This window comes from Staphylococcus sp. 11511212, from assembly GCF_011394755.1.
Taxonomy (GTDB): Bacteria; Bacillota; Bacilli; order Staphylococcales; family Staphylococcaceae; genus Staphylococcus; species Staphylococcus chromogenes.
This window is the reverse complement of sequence record NZ_JAANBQ010000003.1, coordinates 208,819-224,204: the sequence shown is the minus strand read 5'-3', so window position 1 is coordinate 224,204 and position 15,386 is coordinate 208,819. Positions and strand designations below refer to the sequence as shown.

Annotated in this window: 14 protein-coding genes and 1 other RNA gene; 2 read left to right on the top strand and 13 right to left on the bottom strand. The window is 36.0% G+C overall.

The annotated features are described in order from the left end of the window. From G8Y84_RS02500 to G8Y84_RS02490, 3 genes are read right to left on the bottom strand one after another with little or no spacing between them, the layout of a single operon-like run. A complete protein-coding gene (locus G8Y84_RS02500; protein ID WP_037574164.1) occupies window positions 1-675 on the bottom strand; it encodes a tetratricopeptide repeat protein in 675 nt (224 codons plus the stop codon). A gap of 22 nt (window positions 676-697) precedes the next feature. Beyond that, window positions 698-1,810 (bottom strand): tRNA 2-thiouridine(34) synthase MnmA, encoded by a 1,113-nt coding sequence (gene mnmA / locus G8Y84_RS02495; protein WP_037574167.1) that lies wholly within the window; start codon window positions 1,808-1,810, stop codon window positions 698-700. Further along, complete coding sequence (locus G8Y84_RS02490; protein ID WP_037574172.1) at window positions 1,807-2,955, bottom strand: cysteine desulfurase family protein; 1,149 nt, start codon at window positions 2,953-2,955, stop codon at window positions 1,807-1,809. The genes mnmA and G8Y84_RS02490 overlap by 4 nt, the downstream gene beginning before the upstream one ends. A 219-nt stretch (window positions 2,956-3,174) precedes the next feature. On the opposite strand from G8Y84_RS02490, the gene G8Y84_RS02485 reads away from it, so the two are divergent. Beyond that, entirely contained in the window at window positions 3,175-4,188 is a 1,014-nt protein-coding gene (locus tag G8Y84_RS02485) for an LLM class flavin-dependent oxidoreductase (protein ID WP_037574175.1), read from the top strand. Window positions 4,189-4,231: 43 nt separating this feature from the next. On the opposite strand, the gene G8Y84_RS02480 is transcribed toward G8Y84_RS02485, so the two are convergent. The 3 genes from G8Y84_RS02480 to cymR form a co-directional block, all read right to left on the bottom strand. Further along, window positions 4,232-4,387 carry a hypothetical protein gene (locus tag G8Y84_RS02480; protein WP_165806095.1) on the bottom strand — a complete coding sequence of 52 codons (156 nt, stop codon included), beginning with the start codon at window positions 4,385-4,387 and terminating at the stop codon, window positions 4,232-4,234. A gap of 93 nt (window positions 4,388-4,480) precedes the next feature. After that, window positions 4,481-5,311, bottom strand: a complete 831-nt coding sequence (locus G8Y84_RS02475) for an aldo/keto reductase (protein ID WP_037574178.1) — start codon at window positions 5,309-5,311, stop codon at window positions 4,481-4,483. A gap of 70 nt (window positions 5,312-5,381) precedes the next feature. Next, window positions 5,382-5,801 carry a cysteine metabolism transcriptional regulator CymR gene (gene cymR, locus G8Y84_RS02470; protein WP_037574180.1) on the bottom strand — a complete coding sequence of 140 codons (420 nt, stop codon included), beginning with the start codon at window positions 5,799-5,801 and terminating at the stop codon, window positions 5,382-5,384. A 143-nt stretch (window positions 5,802-5,944) separates the two neighbouring features. Here cymR and G8Y84_RS02465 point away from each other — a divergent pair, with 143 nt between their 5' ends. Then, on the top strand, window positions 5,945-7,204 hold the full coding sequence (locus G8Y84_RS02465; protein ID WP_037574183.1) for a replication-associated recombination protein A: 1,260 nt from the start codon (window positions 5,945-5,947) through the stop codon (window positions 7,202-7,204). Between the two features lie 48 nt (window positions 7,205-7,252). Here G8Y84_RS02465 and G8Y84_RS02460 read toward each other — a convergent pair whose 3' ends face one another. The 7 genes from G8Y84_RS02460 to G8Y84_RS02430 form a co-directional block, all read right to left on the bottom strand. Continuing rightward, window positions 7,253-8,020, bottom strand: a complete 768-nt coding sequence (locus tag G8Y84_RS02460) for a tRNA threonylcarbamoyladenosine dehydratase (protein ID WP_037574186.1) — start codon at window positions 8,018-8,020, stop codon at window positions 7,253-7,255. 63 nt (window positions 8,021-8,083) lie between these two features. Beyond that, window positions 8,084-8,275, bottom strand: a non-coding RNA gene (ssrS, locus tag G8Y84_RS02455) — 6S RNA. A 52-nt stretch (window positions 8,276-8,327) separates the two neighbouring features. Continuing rightward, entirely contained in the window at window positions 8,328-10,094 is a 1,767-nt protein-coding gene (gene aspS / locus G8Y84_RS02450; protein ID WP_105962849.1) for an aspartate--tRNA ligase, read from the bottom strand. Next, window positions 10,094-11,365 (bottom strand): histidine--tRNA ligase, encoded by a 1,272-nt coding sequence (gene hisS / locus G8Y84_RS02445; RefSeq protein ID WP_037574192.1) that lies wholly within the window; start codon window positions 11,363-11,365, stop codon window positions 10,094-10,096. The genes aspS and hisS overlap by 1 nt, the downstream gene beginning before the upstream one ends. A gap of 330 nt (window positions 11,366-11,695) precedes the next feature. Beyond that, the gene (locus tag G8Y84_RS02440) at window positions 11,696-12,571 is read right to left on the bottom strand and encodes an N-acetylmuramoyl-L-alanine amidase family protein (protein ID WP_165806094.1); all 876 of its coding nucleotides are present in this window, start codon (window positions 12,569-12,571) and stop codon (window positions 11,696-11,698) included. Further along, window positions 12,568-13,020 carry a D-aminoacyl-tRNA deacylase gene (gene dtd, locus G8Y84_RS02435; protein ID WP_037574198.1) on the bottom strand — a complete coding sequence of 151 codons (453 nt, stop codon included), beginning with the start codon at window positions 13,018-13,020 and terminating at the stop codon, window positions 12,568-12,570. Before dtd ends, G8Y84_RS02440 begins: the two co-directional genes overlap by 4 nt. An 11-nt stretch (window positions 13,021-13,031) precedes the next feature. Further along, on the bottom strand, window positions 13,032-15,221 hold the full coding sequence (locus G8Y84_RS02430; RefSeq protein ID WP_037574201.1) for a RelA/SpoT family protein: 2,190 nt from the start codon (window positions 15,219-15,221) through the stop codon (window positions 13,032-13,034). Window positions 15,222-15,386: the final 165 nt, after the last annotated feature.

The window sequence follows — 15,386 nt, the reverse complement described above, 5'->3', positions numbered from 1 at the left end:
TTATGCCTCCTCTTCAGATTGAATCATTTTAAACGTTTTTAATGCGTGATGGCTTAACATATGTTTTGGGTCCATTTCAGTTGCTAAAGAAAATCCTTGTATTGCTTCTTCAACATTTTCATTAACCATATATTTTGCCAGTGTCAGATTATATTGTGCGTCTGCATGTTTTCCATCTTTTTTCAATATTTGTTTTAATATTGGCATCGCTTCTTGAAACATTTCTAATTCACATAATAGTAATCCATATTGGAACTGTACGTCTAAGTCTTTGAAATCTTTATCAAGTTCTGCAGCTCTCATTAAATACGGTAAAGCTTGTTTTTTTGCGTCTAATTGATGGAAAGACATTCCAATCATATAATTAATATCTTTATTTTCTAATCCTTTTTGAATCGCTGTTTGATATAATTTGATGGCTTCTTGAAAACGTCCTTCGTTAAAATAAACATTGGCAAAATTGTAATAAATAACGCCATTATCAGGATTAAGTGTCAATGCGCGTTGAAAAAATTTTTCTGCTTTTTCAATTTCTCCAGCCTCAGAAAGTAAAATACCGGAATTAATATAGTTTTCCACTTGGTCAGGATGTGCTTCAATGTTATTAAAACAAGCTTGTAGGGCTTTCTCAAATTGACCTTGTTGAATCAATTGATGTATTTCTGTTTGTCTCATTTTTGACTCCTTTTTTGACACATTAAATAATATAACTCAATTTACCAGACTGTTTATAAACGTCGTCAATCGTTGCCCCACCAAGACAAACTTCGCCATCATAAAACACGACAGCTTGGCCTGGAGTAATCGCTCGAACAGGTTCATCAAACGTAACTTTGATTGAATGATCATCTACGCGTGAAACTGTAACACCTGTATCTTTTTGACGATATCTAAATTTTGCAGTACATTTCAGGGGTTCTGCTAAGTCTGTAGGGTTTACAAAGGAAACATCTGAAGCAATTAAATAGTCGCTATAAAGTGCTTCGTGATGAAATCCTTGCTCTACATACAACACATTTTCTTTTAAATTTTTACCTACGACAAACCAAGGATCACCATCGCCACCAATACCTAAACCATGACGTTGGCCAATAGTATAATACATTAATCCCGCATGTTTTCCTTTGAGCTCACCATTCAAAGTGCGCATTTCACCCGATTGTGCAGGTAAGTATTGAGATAAAAAGTCTTTAAAATTTCGTTCACCTATAAAACAAATTCCTGTTGAATCTTTCTTTTTGGCAGTGGCTAAATTATGCTTTGCTGCAATTTCACGGACTTGTGATTTCTCTATATCACCAATTGGAAACATCACTTTTTGCAATTGCGCATGTGTAAGTTGATTTAAGAAATACGTTTGGTCTTTGTTATTATCCACCCCACGTAACATTTCCACATGGCCTTGGTCGTCTCTTCTTACTCTTGCATAATGACCTGTAGCCACATAGTCTGCACCTAATTTTAAAGCATGTTCTAAGAAGGCTTTAAATTTAATTTCTTTGTTGCACATTACATCTGGATTAGGTGTGCGCCCTTTTTTGTACTCATCTAAAAAATAGGTAAATACTTTATCCCAATAGGCTTGTTCAAAATTAACAGCATAATAAGGGATTCCTATTTGATTACATACCGTGATGACATCATTATAATCTTCTGTTGCTGTACATACGCCGTTTTCATCCGTATCGTCCCAGTTTTTCATAAAAATCCCAATGACGTCATAACCTTGTTCTTTTAACAATTGTGCAGTTACAGAACTGTCTACACCTCCTGACATTCCAACAACGACACGTGTGTTTTCATTACTCAAAGTGATTCCTCCTTAAATTTCAAATATATTTTTTGCAGTTCGACGACAATCGTTTGAATTTCTCTTTCAGTGACATTTTCATTTAGACTAATTCTTATTGAATGATTGACTTTAGGATTTTCTTCTCCATACATCGCAGATAAGACATGAGACGGAATTGTTGATCCTGCCGTACAAGCTGAACCAGAAGAGACATATATTCCTGCAATATCTAACAATGTAAGTAACGTTTCTACATCTACAAATGGAAAGTATAAATTCACAATATGATTTGAGCTTTCAATCATTGAGCCATTGTACTCAAAAGGTATCGCCCGCTCTTGCAAATTGACGAGCAAGATTTCTTTTAAACGTGTAATGTAAATTTGATTTTCATCTCGGTTGTTTTCAGCCAACTTCATTGCAGTCGCTAAGCCTACAATCTGTGCAACATTTTCAGTACCCGCGCGTCGCTTTGTTTCTTGTTCTCCACCCATTTGTGTATATTGGATTTGTGTCCCATTTTTGACATATAATGCGCCTACTCCTTTAGGGCCACCAAATTTATGTGCTGTTAAGCTTAAGGCATCTACTTGTAAATCTTTGACATCAACAGGTAAATGACCAATAGCTTGTACTGCATCCATATGAAATAACGCTGAATAATCACTCAAAATTTCCTGTATATCATAAACTTGTTGGACAGTGCCTACTTCGTTGTTCACTAACATAATTGAAACTAAAGTTGTATCAGGTCGCATTGCCTCTTTGAGTGCATCTAAATCTACAAGCCCCTCTTCATTTACATTTAAGTAAGTCACTTCAAATCCTTGAGATTCTAAAAATTCAAAGACATGTAAGACAGAATGATGTTCAATTTTAGTTGTAATCAGATGCTTTCCTTTAGAAATATTAGCATAAGCCATCCCTTTAATTGCGGTATTATTAGATTCAGTCGCACCACTTGTAAAAATAATTTCGTTAGGATTCGCATTAAGGCATTGCGCCACTGTACGTCTTGCTTCATCTAAAAAACGTCTAGCATCACGGCCTTGCGTATGTATAGACGAAGGGTTTCCGTAATGTGTTTGATATATATTTGTCATTGCTTCTACAACTTCTGGCTTTACTGGCGTCGTCGCAGCGTAATCAGCATATACACCCATCATTCGACATTCCTTTCTCAATTTCAATGTTCCTATTTTAGCACTTGTACCATTAAATTTCTAGTGCCTCACACTAGGAATCTATATGCAGTTTTAAGCTTAATTTAAGCATATCACTTTCTATAGAAAAGAGGAATTTTTACAAAAATTAGAATTATAAGCACATTAATGTGTATTACGGATGTGTTTTGATATAGTGAATTTAAAGGAAGTGTTATCATGTCAAAACAGTTACAGTATTCAGCGTTAAATTTAGTACCTATACGTGAAGGGTCAACTGAAAAAGAGGCTGTCCAACAGATGACTTCGCTCGCGCAACACTTAGAATCTTTAAACTTCGAAAGATATTGGATTGCTGAACATCACAATGCTCCAAATTTAGTCAGTTCAGCGACGGTAGTATTAATTCAACATTGTTTAAACGCTACGAAACAAATGCGCATTGGGTCAGGAGGTATCATGCTTCCAAATCATGCTCCCCTTGTGGTTGCTGAACAATTTGGAACTTTAAACTTATTATATGGAGATCGTGTAGATTTGGGTTTAGGTCGTGCTCCAGGGACTGATATGGCTACAGCAAATGCTTTAAGAAGAGATAAACACGATGGAGTCTATCAATTTCCAGAAGAAATAAAACAGCTTCAACAATATTTTGGACCTGAAACCAATCAAGGATATGTCAAAGCGATACCTGCAATAAATAAAAAGGTGCCTTTATATGTATTGGGTTCCTCAACTGATTCTGCTCATGTGGCTGCACGTCAGGGTTTACCCTATGTCTTTGCAGGACATTTCGCACCTCAACAAATGAAAGAAGCGCTTGCGATATATAGAGAACTCTTTGAACCTTCGGCATATCTAGATGAACCCTATATCATTGTATGTTTAAATGCAATCGTCGCAGATACAAATGATGAGGCAATGTATCTTGCTACGACACAAGCGCAAGTATTTGCAAGCATTTTAAATGGCCGTATGCAAAAAATGCAACCCCCTGTCGATAGCCTAGATACTATTTTGTCACCGAGAGAAGTAGCGATGGCTACCCAAAGAATTAACGATTCATTAGTAGGAGATAAAAAAACAGTTAAACAAAAAATTAACGATTTCATTCAATTTTATGGGGAAATCAATGAAATTATGGCAGTAAGTTATATTTATGATGAACAACTTCAACATCGCTCATATCAATATTTACAAGAAGTGATACAACAGATTAATACGACAACATAAAAAAACAATGGGACAGAACATCCCATTGTTTTTATTTTAGTTTTTATTTATTGTCGCCAGAAAGTTTGTTAAATGCGTCTTTAGCTTTATCTGCTAATCCGCCTTTTTCATCTTTGTTTTCATTATTTTGACTATCTTGATACTTGTCGTAAGCATCTTTCGCTTTGTTTAAATATTCTTCACCTTGTTTTTTATCCACAATGAATACCTCCTAGTTCGAGATAGTTTATTAATACCCAAGTCCTTTTAGAATAAACATAAAATAGAGCATAATTGTAACAGAGGAAAAGTTTTAAAATTCTTCGTAAACCGCAGGATCTTGTCCCTTACGACGACCATCTTTTCTTGAAAGTTGATTAATTTTTGAAATGTCCTCTTCTGAAAGTTGAAAATCAAATATGTCGATATTTTCATGCTGTCTTACATATTTTGTCGCTTTCGGTATAGGCATCACGCCGCGTTGAATATGCCATCTTAAAACAAGTTGCGCTACGGACTTTTGATATTTTTGGGCAAGCTGTTTTAATACATCATCTTCTAAAATGCCATTGTCTCTCCCAATCGGACTCCAAGCTTGCGTTAAAATTTGGTTCTCTTTATGGAATTGAATCATTTCTTCCTGATTAAAGTAAGGATGGAGCTCTATTTGATTGATTGCTGGAAGCACACCTGTTTCTTCCTTTAATTTGTGAATGTATTCAGGTAAAAAATTACAAACACCTATCGTTCGAATGAGACCGGCTTTTTGTGCGGCAATCATTGCCTTCCAGGCTTCTTCGTAAGTCCCTTGTTTCGGATTAGGCCAATGAATGAGATAAACATCAATGTAATCTACCCCTAAACGGTAGATACTTTCTTGGATAGTTTGAAATACATCATCGTAGGCTTGGTAACGCCCTGGTAGTTTAGAGATAATAGTTATGTCTTCACGGGGAATTTGACTCTTTTCGATAGCTTTGCCAACTGCCCCTTCATTTTCATAATTATAAGCTGTATCTAGAACGCGATAGCCTACTTGTAAGGCAGATTGAATCGCTTGGCTCCCTTTAACACCATTTAATTTGTATGTGCCAAACCCAAGTTGATCAATTTGAAATCCGTCATTTAATATCACTTTTTCCATTTTGCATTCCTCCTAAAAAAATACAACAATGCCATACAATTTAAATGTCATTGTTGTATCTAAACAAAACTTAAATGTAAAACATATACCCTTCAAGTTTATCATTTTCTTGATAATCTGCTAAAGATTGTAAAGTCGTTTGATCTAGAACATCTTTAACTGCATCTCGCATTCTCAACCATAATTGTTGTTGCGCGGGTGATTCTGATTCAATGCGTTCAACAATCGTTAATGGTCCTTCTAAAAGACGAATGATATCACCGGCAGTAATTTCATCTGCTGGCATTTTTAATTCATATCCTCCTTTAGCACCTCGGACACTACGAATGAGACCAGCATTTCTTAAAGGACCAACAAGTTGTTCTAAATATAAATCGCTTAAATTATTTTCTTCTGCGATTGTTTTCAGTGACACGCATCCTGTTCCATGACGCTTTGCCAAAGCAATCATCAAAGTTAGGCCGTATCTACCTTTAGTTGAAATTTTCATGTTTATACCTCACTTATTGATATCCAATTTACTTACAATTTATCATTATTTATATTAGTATAATACTATTGTTATAAGAGTACAAATAAGAGCAAGGTCATTTGCTTAAATTTGTATAGTTTTTCTAGACATGGAGGGTTACTATGAATACTGAACCACTCGCATCCCGTATGAGACCGCAAACCATTGATGATGTGATAGGGCAATCACACCTCGTTGGTGAAAAAGGAATTATTAGGAGAATGGTCAATGCCAAACGATTATCCTCAATGATTTTTTATGGTCCCCCTGGCATAGGAAAGACGAGTATTGCACAAGCGATTGCAGGGAGCACCGCTTTTAAATTCAGACAATTAAATGCTGTCACGAATACTAAAAAGGACATGCAAATGATTGTTGACGAGGCAAAAATGTCAGGTCAAGTGATCTTATTATTAGATGAAATTCATCGATTAGATAAAGCTAAACAAGATTTCTTGTTGCCTCACTTAGAAAACGGTAAAATCGTACTCATTGGTGCGACAACTTCAAACCCTTATCATGCGATTAACCCTGCCATCCGTTCACGTGCACAAATTTTTGAATTATTTCCCTTAGAAACTGAGGATATAAAAAAAGCTTTACGGAATGCTTTAAATGATGAGGAAAATGGCTTAAAATCGTATACTGCCACAATTACAGACGAAGCTTTTGAATATTTTGCAACCCAAAGTCAAGGAGATGTTCGTAGCGCTTTAAATGCATTAGAACTTGCGGTTTTAAGCGCATCCGAAACGCCTCCTCATATCACAATTCAAGATGCAGAGGATTGTTTACAACGTGGTGCATTTTTAAGCGATAAAGATGGCGATATGCATTACGACGTGATGAGTGCTTTCCAAAAATCAATACGAGGCAGTGATGTTGACGCAGCTTTACACTATTTAGCGCGCTTGATTCAAGCAGGTGATTTGCCAACAATTGCAAGACGTTTGTTAGTGATTAGTTATGAAGATATCAGCTTAGCTTCACCAGCTGCAGGACAACGTACACTCGCTGCGATAGAGTCAGCAGAACGGTTAGGCTTTCCAGAAGCAAGAATTCCATTAAGTCAAGCCGTTATCGAACTCTGTCTCTCCCCGAAATCTAACACAGCAATTCAATCTATCGATGCTGCGTTATCAGACATTCGCAAAGGTAACGCAGGACAAATTCCCGATCACCTCAAAGATGGTCATTATAGTGGCGCAAAAGAATTGGGACGTGCTACAGGATACAAGTATCCCCATAATTATGAAAATGGATATGTGGCGCAACAATACTTGCCAGACAAACTAAAAAATAAACGCTATTATCAACCTAAATTGACATCAAAAGCTGAACAACAATTTAAAGCAGTATATGATAATCTAAAGAACACATAAGGAAATGCCGTAATATCTCCAAAAAGATGGAGCTTATTACGGCATTTTTTATTTGTCTTTAATTCGTGTTAATGGAATATCTCGTGTAATATCATTACAAACATAGCTTGCAAGTATTAGGCCTACAACGCTTGGGACAAATGCATTAGAAGACGGGGGCATTTGTGCTTTTCGGTTTTGTCCATTTGCATCACCCACGATGGCTTTCACATCTTCTCGAATCACTATTGGACTTTCATCGGAAAATACCACGGGTATTCCTTTATAAATTCCTTTTCTTTTTAATTTGTTTCGAATGACTCTAGCGATAGGATCTGTATGTGTTTTCGAAATATCAGCAATTTGAAAACGTGTTGGGTCAATTTTATTTGCTGCCCCCATACTAGAAATAATTTTTATGCCTCTTTGCAAACATTGTTCCATCAAATGAACTTTATATATAATGGTATCACTTGCATCGATAATATAATCAATATTGTAATCTTCAAATAGTTGCTCATAAGTTTCTTCAGTATAAAACATATGCAAGGGCGTTACTTTGCAATTTGGATTTATTAATTTAATCCGTTCTTCCATTAACCCCACTTTACTTTGTCCAATGGTAGTTGTTAAAGCATGAATTTGACGGTTGACATTCGTAATATCGACATCGTCTTTATCGATTAAAATAATATGACCGATATTTGTTCGCGCTAGCGCTTCAGCAGCAAATGACCCTACACCACCGACACCTAAAACAGCAACTGTTGTATTTTCTAATAATTTTAAACCTTCTTGGCCTATAGCTAATTCATTTCTAGAAAATTGATGTTTCATAATTGACTCCTTTAATCTGTTTCAGAACATAAAAATACGCAAGACTTAAAGTCTTGCGTACCGATAGAATCCGTTATGCCGTAGTTGAAAGTGCTTGATCATTTTGGCCTGCTATATACAGGTGGGTGTCCTGTTTCTTGTTTTGCACGTCCTCCTAGAGAGGCGTGTGCGCTGCAAGAAAACCTATTGGACTCCCTGATCAAAGAGTGTTAGGTCAAAATACATAAAGCGAACTTACGAACACTACAGACGACTATCTTATGCTTTAACTATATCACATTTATACTTTTTATCAAGTCATAAACGTTTAATGTTTAATGCGAAGAGATAACTCATCAAGTTGTTTTTCTGAAACTTCGCTCGGAGCATCTGTTAATAAATCAGTTGCAGATGCTGTTTTAGGGAAGGCAATCGTGTCACGAAGATTTGATGCGCCTGTTAGTAACATTACTAAGCGGTCAAGACCTATTGCGATACCGCCATGTGGAGGTGCACCAAATTTAAAAGCATCTAATAAGAAACCGAATTGTTCTTGTGCGCTCTCTTCACTAAAGCCTAAAGCTTTAAACATTTTAGATTGAATTTCACCATCATGGATACGAATAGAACCTCCGCCGAGTTCAAAGCCGTTAAGAACAATGTCATACGCTTGAGCTTGAACTGTTTCTGGTGCACTTTCTAAACGATCTAAATCTTCTGGCTTTGGCGACGTAAATGGATGATGAGCTGCAACGTATCGGTGTGACTCTTCATCATATTCAAGAAGTGGCCAGTCTGTCACCCATAAGAAGTTGAATTGATTTGGATCTAATAAATTTAACTCTTTAGCTAATTTCACACGTAGTGCACCTAAACTTTGTGCGACAACCTCCTTGGAGTCAGCAACAAATAACACGAGGTCACCCGCTTTTGCTTGTGTCAAAGATTGAAGTTTATCAACATGCGTCTCATCGAAGAAACGTGCAATCGGTCCATTTAATCCGTCTTCAACCACTTTTACCCATGCAAGACCTTTAGCTCCATAAATATTAACGAATTCAGTGAGTCCATCAATATCTTTACGTGTATATTTATCAGCTCCATCTTCTACAACGATGGCTTTCACTTGGCCACCATTTTCCACTGCGCCTTTAAAGACTTTGAAATCCATCACTTGGCCTAATTCAGACACGTCAATTAATTCCATACCAAAACGTGTATCAGGTTTATCTGAACCATAACGTTCCATCGCTTCAGCATAAGTCATACGAGGGAAAGCTTCCTCAATAGCAATCCCTTTAACGTCTTTCATCACTGATTTTAACATTTGTTCACCAAGTTGAATGACATCTTCTTGTTCAACAAAGCTCATCTCTATATCGACCTGTGTAAATTCAGGTTGACGATCCGCACGTAAATCCTCGTCGCGGAAACATTTTACGATTTGGTAATATTTGTCAAAGCCACTCATCATAAGTAATTGTTTAAACAATTGTGGTGATTGAGGCAAGGCATAAAATTCGCCTTCATGGACACGAGAAGGTACAAGGTAGTCGCGGGCACCCTCAGGTGTTGATTTTGTTAGTACTGGTGTCTCGATATCATAAAATCCTGAATCATCTAAATAACGACGAATCGCCTGTGTTGTATGATGACGTAACTTAAAAGTTTGCGCAAATTGTTCACGACGCAAATCTAAATAGCGATATTTTAATCGAATATTTTCATCAACATTAAGGTTTTCATCATTAATCGAAAAAGGTGGTGTTTCAGATTTATTAATGATTGTAATTTCAGATGCTTGAACTTCAACTTGCCCAGTTTTTATTTTAGGGTTAATTGTTTCTTCATCACGTTTTGTGACTGTTCCTTTAATTTCAACAACATATTCAGAACGAATGCGTTCTGCGATTGCTAATGCTTCTTTAGAAAAATCAGGGTTAAAAACAACTTGAACCACGCCTTCTCTATCACGTACATCAACAAATATGAGTCCTCCTAAATCGCGGCGGTTATGAACCCACCCTTTTAAAGTGACTTCTTGACCTAAATAAGACTCTGTAATAAGCCCACAATAAGTAGTACGTTGTGACATTATTCTTTTCCTCCATTAATAAATTGTGCAATTTCATTGAGTTTAATATGGTGATTTTCACCTGTTTGCATATGTTTGATTGCAACTTCGTTTGAATCAAGTTCTTGATCGCCTAATACAATGGTATAAATAGCATTGAGACGATCGGCTTGTTTCATTTGACCTTTTAATTTACGCGATAAATAATCTTTATCCACACGTATATTTTGATGTCTTAAATCATTTAACAATTTAACAGCATAATCATCTGCACGCTCACCCATAGTCGCTACAAACAAGTCTAAATGAGAAGATTGAGGAAGTTCTATACCCTCTTCCTCTAAAGCCATAAGTAAACGTTCTATGCTAAGCGCAAAACCTATACCTGTTTGTTTTGGCCCTCCTAATAGCTCTAACAAACCGTTATAACGACCGCCCCCACATAATGTAGTGATGGCTCCATCATAATTCTCACTGTCTATCATTAATTCAAAGGCTGTATGCGTATAATAATCCAAACCTCGTACAAGTGTTGGGTCAACCACATATGGGATACCTAGACGATCCAAATGACCTTTCACTTCATCGAAATAATTTTTTGAATAATCATTCAGATAGTCTGTGATTGAAGGGGCTGTTTTCATTTCGGGTTTATCTTTGTCAATTTTACAATCTAAAATTCGCATTGGATTTGTATCAATACGCTTTTGACAATCTTGACAATACGTATGAATGGCAGGTTTAAAATGCGCTCTTAATGCTTCTTGATATTCTACTCGAGACTCAGCATCACCAACACTATTAATCACAAGCTTCAAATTTTTAAGCCCAAATGATTGATAAATATGCATGACTAATGCGAGTACCTCAGCATCAATACTTGGATTTTCAGCACCAATCGCTTCTATTCCAAACTGATTAAACTGACGATAGCGCCCTTTTTGTTTTCTTTCATAACGAAACATTGGCCCGTTATAATAAAGTTTGACTGGTTGATTCGGAAGACCTTGCATTTTGTTTTCAATATAGCTACGCACTGTAGCAGCAGTGCCTTCTGGACGCAACGTAATGCTACGATCACCTTTGTCTTTAAATGTATACATTTCTTTTTGAACAACGTCCGTCGAATCACCTACGCCTCTGGCAAACAAATCCGTACTTTCGAATATTGGCGTTCTAATTTCTTGGTAATTATAAACTTCCATTAATTGATGTAATTTCGTTTCTATATAACGCCATTTTGGTGAATCTTCAGGTAAAATGTCTTGAGTTCCACGAGGAATATTAATCATTCATGTATCCTCCCTTTTTATAGTCAATAAAAAAAGCCCCATGCATGTGAAATCACATACAAGGGACGTACTTTAGCCGTGTTGCCACCCTAATTTAAGTATATCAAATAAATGAAATACTCACTCTCATAGCTCATAACGTTAGCAAACCGGCTTTATTCTCATAAAGCACCTCTTCTTGTGTTCACAATAAATACTTGCAAGGTCTATATTTCAGCCAAGTATAAACTCTCTAAACATGACAATTGTACTATCGTTCAAGAATACAAACGGTTGTGATTATTAAATTCAGTATTCATCATACCTTTTTTTCAATCGCTTTTCAAGATATTAACTTAAAAAATAATTACTAAGGCCTTCCACAATAGCATTTTCTAAAATTTGACGATGATTTTTATCTTTAATCATGACTTCATCTGTAGGGTTACTAATATAGCCGAGTTCCAATAAAACAGCTGGTGTATCTGTTTGTCTGAGAACTTGAAAATTCTCTTGACGGACCCCTCTATTAGATAACATCCCTTTTCTTTGAATACTCGCGTTTAAAGTTTCTGCAAGCATTTCTTGTTGCTCATGGAACCAATAAACCGTCGCGCCATTCGCCTTATTTGATTCAAGGGCATCGTTATGAATGCTAATAAAAGCATCTCCAGTAGCTTGCCGGTCTTTCAAGCGAACATAAGAGTCATCCGAACGGGTTAACTTTACTTTTGCGCCTTCTTTTTCTAATTTCTTTTGAAGTTCAAGACTTGTATTTAAAGTCATATCTTTTTCCAAGGTGTTTTTACCTATTTGACTAGAGGCCCCTTGGTCACTGCCTCCGTGACCAGGATCAATCACAATTGTTTTACCTTTTAGTGGTTTAGCATTTGGATTTTCATCTTCTTTAAAATCTAAATTAGTATGCCAACCTGCAATCCAACCTTTTTGATTTCCCTCATATGAGGCTACTTCAACCCATTTGCCATCACGGCCAATAACATTAAAGGCGTCACCCTCACGTACATTGAATAGCACTGGAAAACTTGCATTAGGACCTGTGCGAATTTCGGCATCTTCTTTCAAATAAATTTTATTATCCGCATCATCTTTTATTGCATTTATGACCACGAGCAATATAAAAACTAACGCTATTAAAATAGCACCAAAATAAAAGCGTTTAGGTTCTATATTCTTAGTGCGGAGCCATTTTTCAAATTGTTTCATAAAATCTTGCCATCTTCACTTTCATAGATGATTGTGATAGGTCCATCATTTTGTATATCCACTAACATATCTGTGCCAAATTCACCTGTGACTACATTTAAGTTATAAGTCTTCAAGTATTGATTAAACAACTCATAAAGCGCATTCGCTTCCTCTGGTGATTTTGCTTTTGAAAACCCTGGTCTATTTCCTTTTTTTACATCAGCATATAAAGTAAATTGGGAAATAGATAATATTTCACCTTCAATTTGTTGAATGTTGAGGTTGAGTTTACCGGATTCGTCTTCAAATAAACGAGCATTAGCTATTTTTTTGGCTAAGGCTTCAGCATCTTTTTCAGTTGAATGCTCACCCACTCCTACTAAAAGACAAAATCCTTGGTTGATATTGCGTTCTATATTTTTGTTGCGAACACCTGCAGATTTGACTCTTTGAACAACGATTTTCATACTTTGCACTCCTAATTCCATACTCTTGATACGGTATAAACATCACCGAGTTGCTTTATTTTATCAGCAACTTTAAATACTTCATTTACATTTTTAACCATAATACTCAGATTAATCACTGCATTTTTATCTATGTCTGATCGACCGGACACTTTGACGAGATTGCTTGAAGTACTATTAACGGCTTGTAACACTTCGTTAAGTAGACCATTACGATCATAGGCTGTGACTTCAAGATCCACCTGATACTTTTGAGAGGCATCTTTGGATTTCACCCATTCCACATCGATGAGTCTTTCCGTTTCGTTTTGAATATTAGGACAATCTGTACGATGGACTTTAATGCCATGTCCTTTCGTAATATAGCCCACGATTTTATCACCTGGAATAGGGTTACAGCATTTTGAAAGTTTGATTAAAACATTATCTAATCCTTCCACGTACACGCCTGAGTCTGTCGTGATATGATCTTTAATAGGAACAGACTTTGTCACTGATTGTGCTTGATTCAAAGCTTTTTGCTTATTTTCAATTCGAATACGCTCTGTGAGTTTATTAACAATTTGACTCGATGTAACACCACCAAATCCAACGGCTGCGTATAAATCATCTTCATTAGCAAAGTTATATTTGTCATTGACCACTTTCAAATTGCGCTCTGTTAAGACTTCTTCTACTTTGAATCCTTGCTCTTTAATTTCTGCTTCAATCATGAACTTCCCTTTTTCAATATTTGAAGAACGATCCTGCTTTTTAAAGAAACTTTTAATTTTACTTTTAGCGCTTGAAGAACGCACTATTTTCAACCAATCTCTACTCGGGCCATAAGAATGTTTACTCGTGCGAATTTCCACAATGTCACCAGTTTGAAGTACATAATCTATAGGCACAATTTTGCCATTAACTTTGGCACCTATCATTTTATTACCTACTTCACTATGAATCGCATAGGCGAAATCTATAGGAACCGCGCCGTAAGGTAATTCAATTACATCACTCGCAGGTGTAAATGCATACACTTTATCGCTTTGTAAATCAAATTTAAGAGATTCCATAAATTCTTGTGCATCGGAAGAGGTATGGTCTTGTTCAGCGATATCTTTTAGCCAGTTCAATTTTTTATGGTAAGTTTCGCTATCTTTATCGACTTTTTTCCCCTCTTTATATGCCCAATGCGCCGCCACACCATGTTCTGCAATTTCATGCATTTCGTATGTACGAATTTGAATTTCTAGAGGATCTCCATTAGGTCCAACGACAGTGGTATGTAATGATTGATACATATTTTGTTTAGGCATTGCGATATAATCTTTAAATCGGCCTGGCATAGGTTTCCAAAGTGTATGAACTAAACCTAATACTGCATAACAATCTTTAATTGATGAAACGATGACGCGCACTGCTAAAAGATCAAAAATTTGATCGAATTGCTTCTTTTGCTTCATCATTTTGCGATAAATACTGTAGATATGTTTAGGTCTACCGCTTATATCTCCTTCAATTTGCATCATGTTCATTTCTTTTCTTATATTTTCAATTGCGTTATCGATATAAGCTTCACGTTCACTACGCTTTTTTCTCATTAAATTGACAATTCTAAAGTATTGAACATTATCAATATAACGCAATGCGATATCTTCAAGTTCCCATTTAATCGTGTTAATCCCTAATCGATGCGCTAGAGGCGCATAGATTTCTAATGTTTCCTTTGAAATACGAACTTGTTTCTCTCTAGGCATTGCTCTAAGTGTACGCATATTATGCAGACGATCAGCTAATTTTACTAAAATAACGCGTACGTCTTTAGCTATTGCAATGAAAAGTTTACGATGATTTTCTGCTTGTTGCTCTTCTTTAGAACGATATTTAACTTTTTTTAATTTTGTTACACCATCCACAATTGTTGCGACTTCTTCATTGAACATATCAACAACATCGTCAAATGTATAAGGTGTATCTTCAATAACATCATGCAAAAAGCCCGCTACAATGGTTGGTCCATCGAGTCGCATTTCTGTAAGTATCCCTGCAACTTGGATGGGATGCATAATATAAGGTAAACCATTTTTACGAAATTGACCTTCATGTGCTTTATAGGCAATCTGATAACTTTTTAAAACGTACTCGTATTCTCTCTTATCTAAATACGTTTTTGCTTTATATAAAACTTCATCAGCACTATAAGGATATTCGTTATTCATACAGGGCACCCCAATCTTTTAAATAATACTTCTATCATACTACATGATTATCAAGAATTGAACTGTATTCTATTTTTACAAATTAATATAGGAGTGGAACTACGAAATCTAAAATAATTTCAGTCCCACTCCCACTAAAAAAGTTAACAAAGTTTTAACTCACAT

Bases quoted from the DNA above. Each gene is read 5' to 3' on its own strand.
- G8Y84_RS02500 (WP_037574164.1), bottom strand. From the start codon at position 675: ATGAGACAAACAGAAATACATCAATTGATTCAACAAGGTCAATTTGAG.
- G8Y84_RS02490 (WP_037574172.1), bottom strand. From the start codon at position 2,955: ATGGGTGTATATGCTGATTACGCTGCGACGACGCCAGTAAAGCCAGAA.
- G8Y84_RS02485 (WP_037574175.1), top strand. From the start codon at position 3,175: ATGTCAAAACAGTTACAGTATTCAGCGTTAAATTTAGTACCTATACGT.
- G8Y84_RS02475 (WP_037574178.1), bottom strand. From the start codon at position 5,311: ATGGAAAAAGTGATATTAAATGACGGATTTCAAATTGATCAACTTGGG.
- cymR (WP_037574180.1), bottom strand. From the start codon at position 5,801: ATGAAAATTTCAACTAAAGGTAGATACGGCCTAACTTTGATGATTGCT.
- G8Y84_RS02465 (WP_037574183.1), top strand. From the start codon at position 5,945: ATGAATACTGAACCACTCGCATCCCGTATGAGACCGCAAACCATTGAT.
- G8Y84_RS02460 (WP_037574186.1), bottom strand. From the start codon at position 8,020: ATGAAACATCAATTTTCTAGAAATGAATTAGCTATAGGCCAAGAAGGT.
- aspS (WP_105962849.1), bottom strand. From the start codon at position 10,094: ATGTCACAACGTACTACTTATTGTGGGCTTATTACAGAGTCTTATTTA.
- hisS (WP_037574192.1), bottom strand. From the start codon at position 11,365: ATGATTAATATTCCTCGTGGAACTCAAGACATTTTACCTGAAGATTCA.
- G8Y84_RS02440 (WP_165806094.1), bottom strand. From the start codon at position 12,571: ATGAAACAATTTGAAAAATGGCTCCGCACTAAGAATATAGAACCTAAA.
- dtd (WP_037574198.1), bottom strand. From the start codon at position 13,020: ATGAAAATCGTTGTTCAAAGAGTCAAATCTGCAGGTGTTCGCAACAAA.
- G8Y84_RS02430 (WP_037574201.1), bottom strand. From the start codon at position 15,221: ATGAATAACGAATATCCTTATAGTGCTGATGAAGTTTTATATAAAGCA.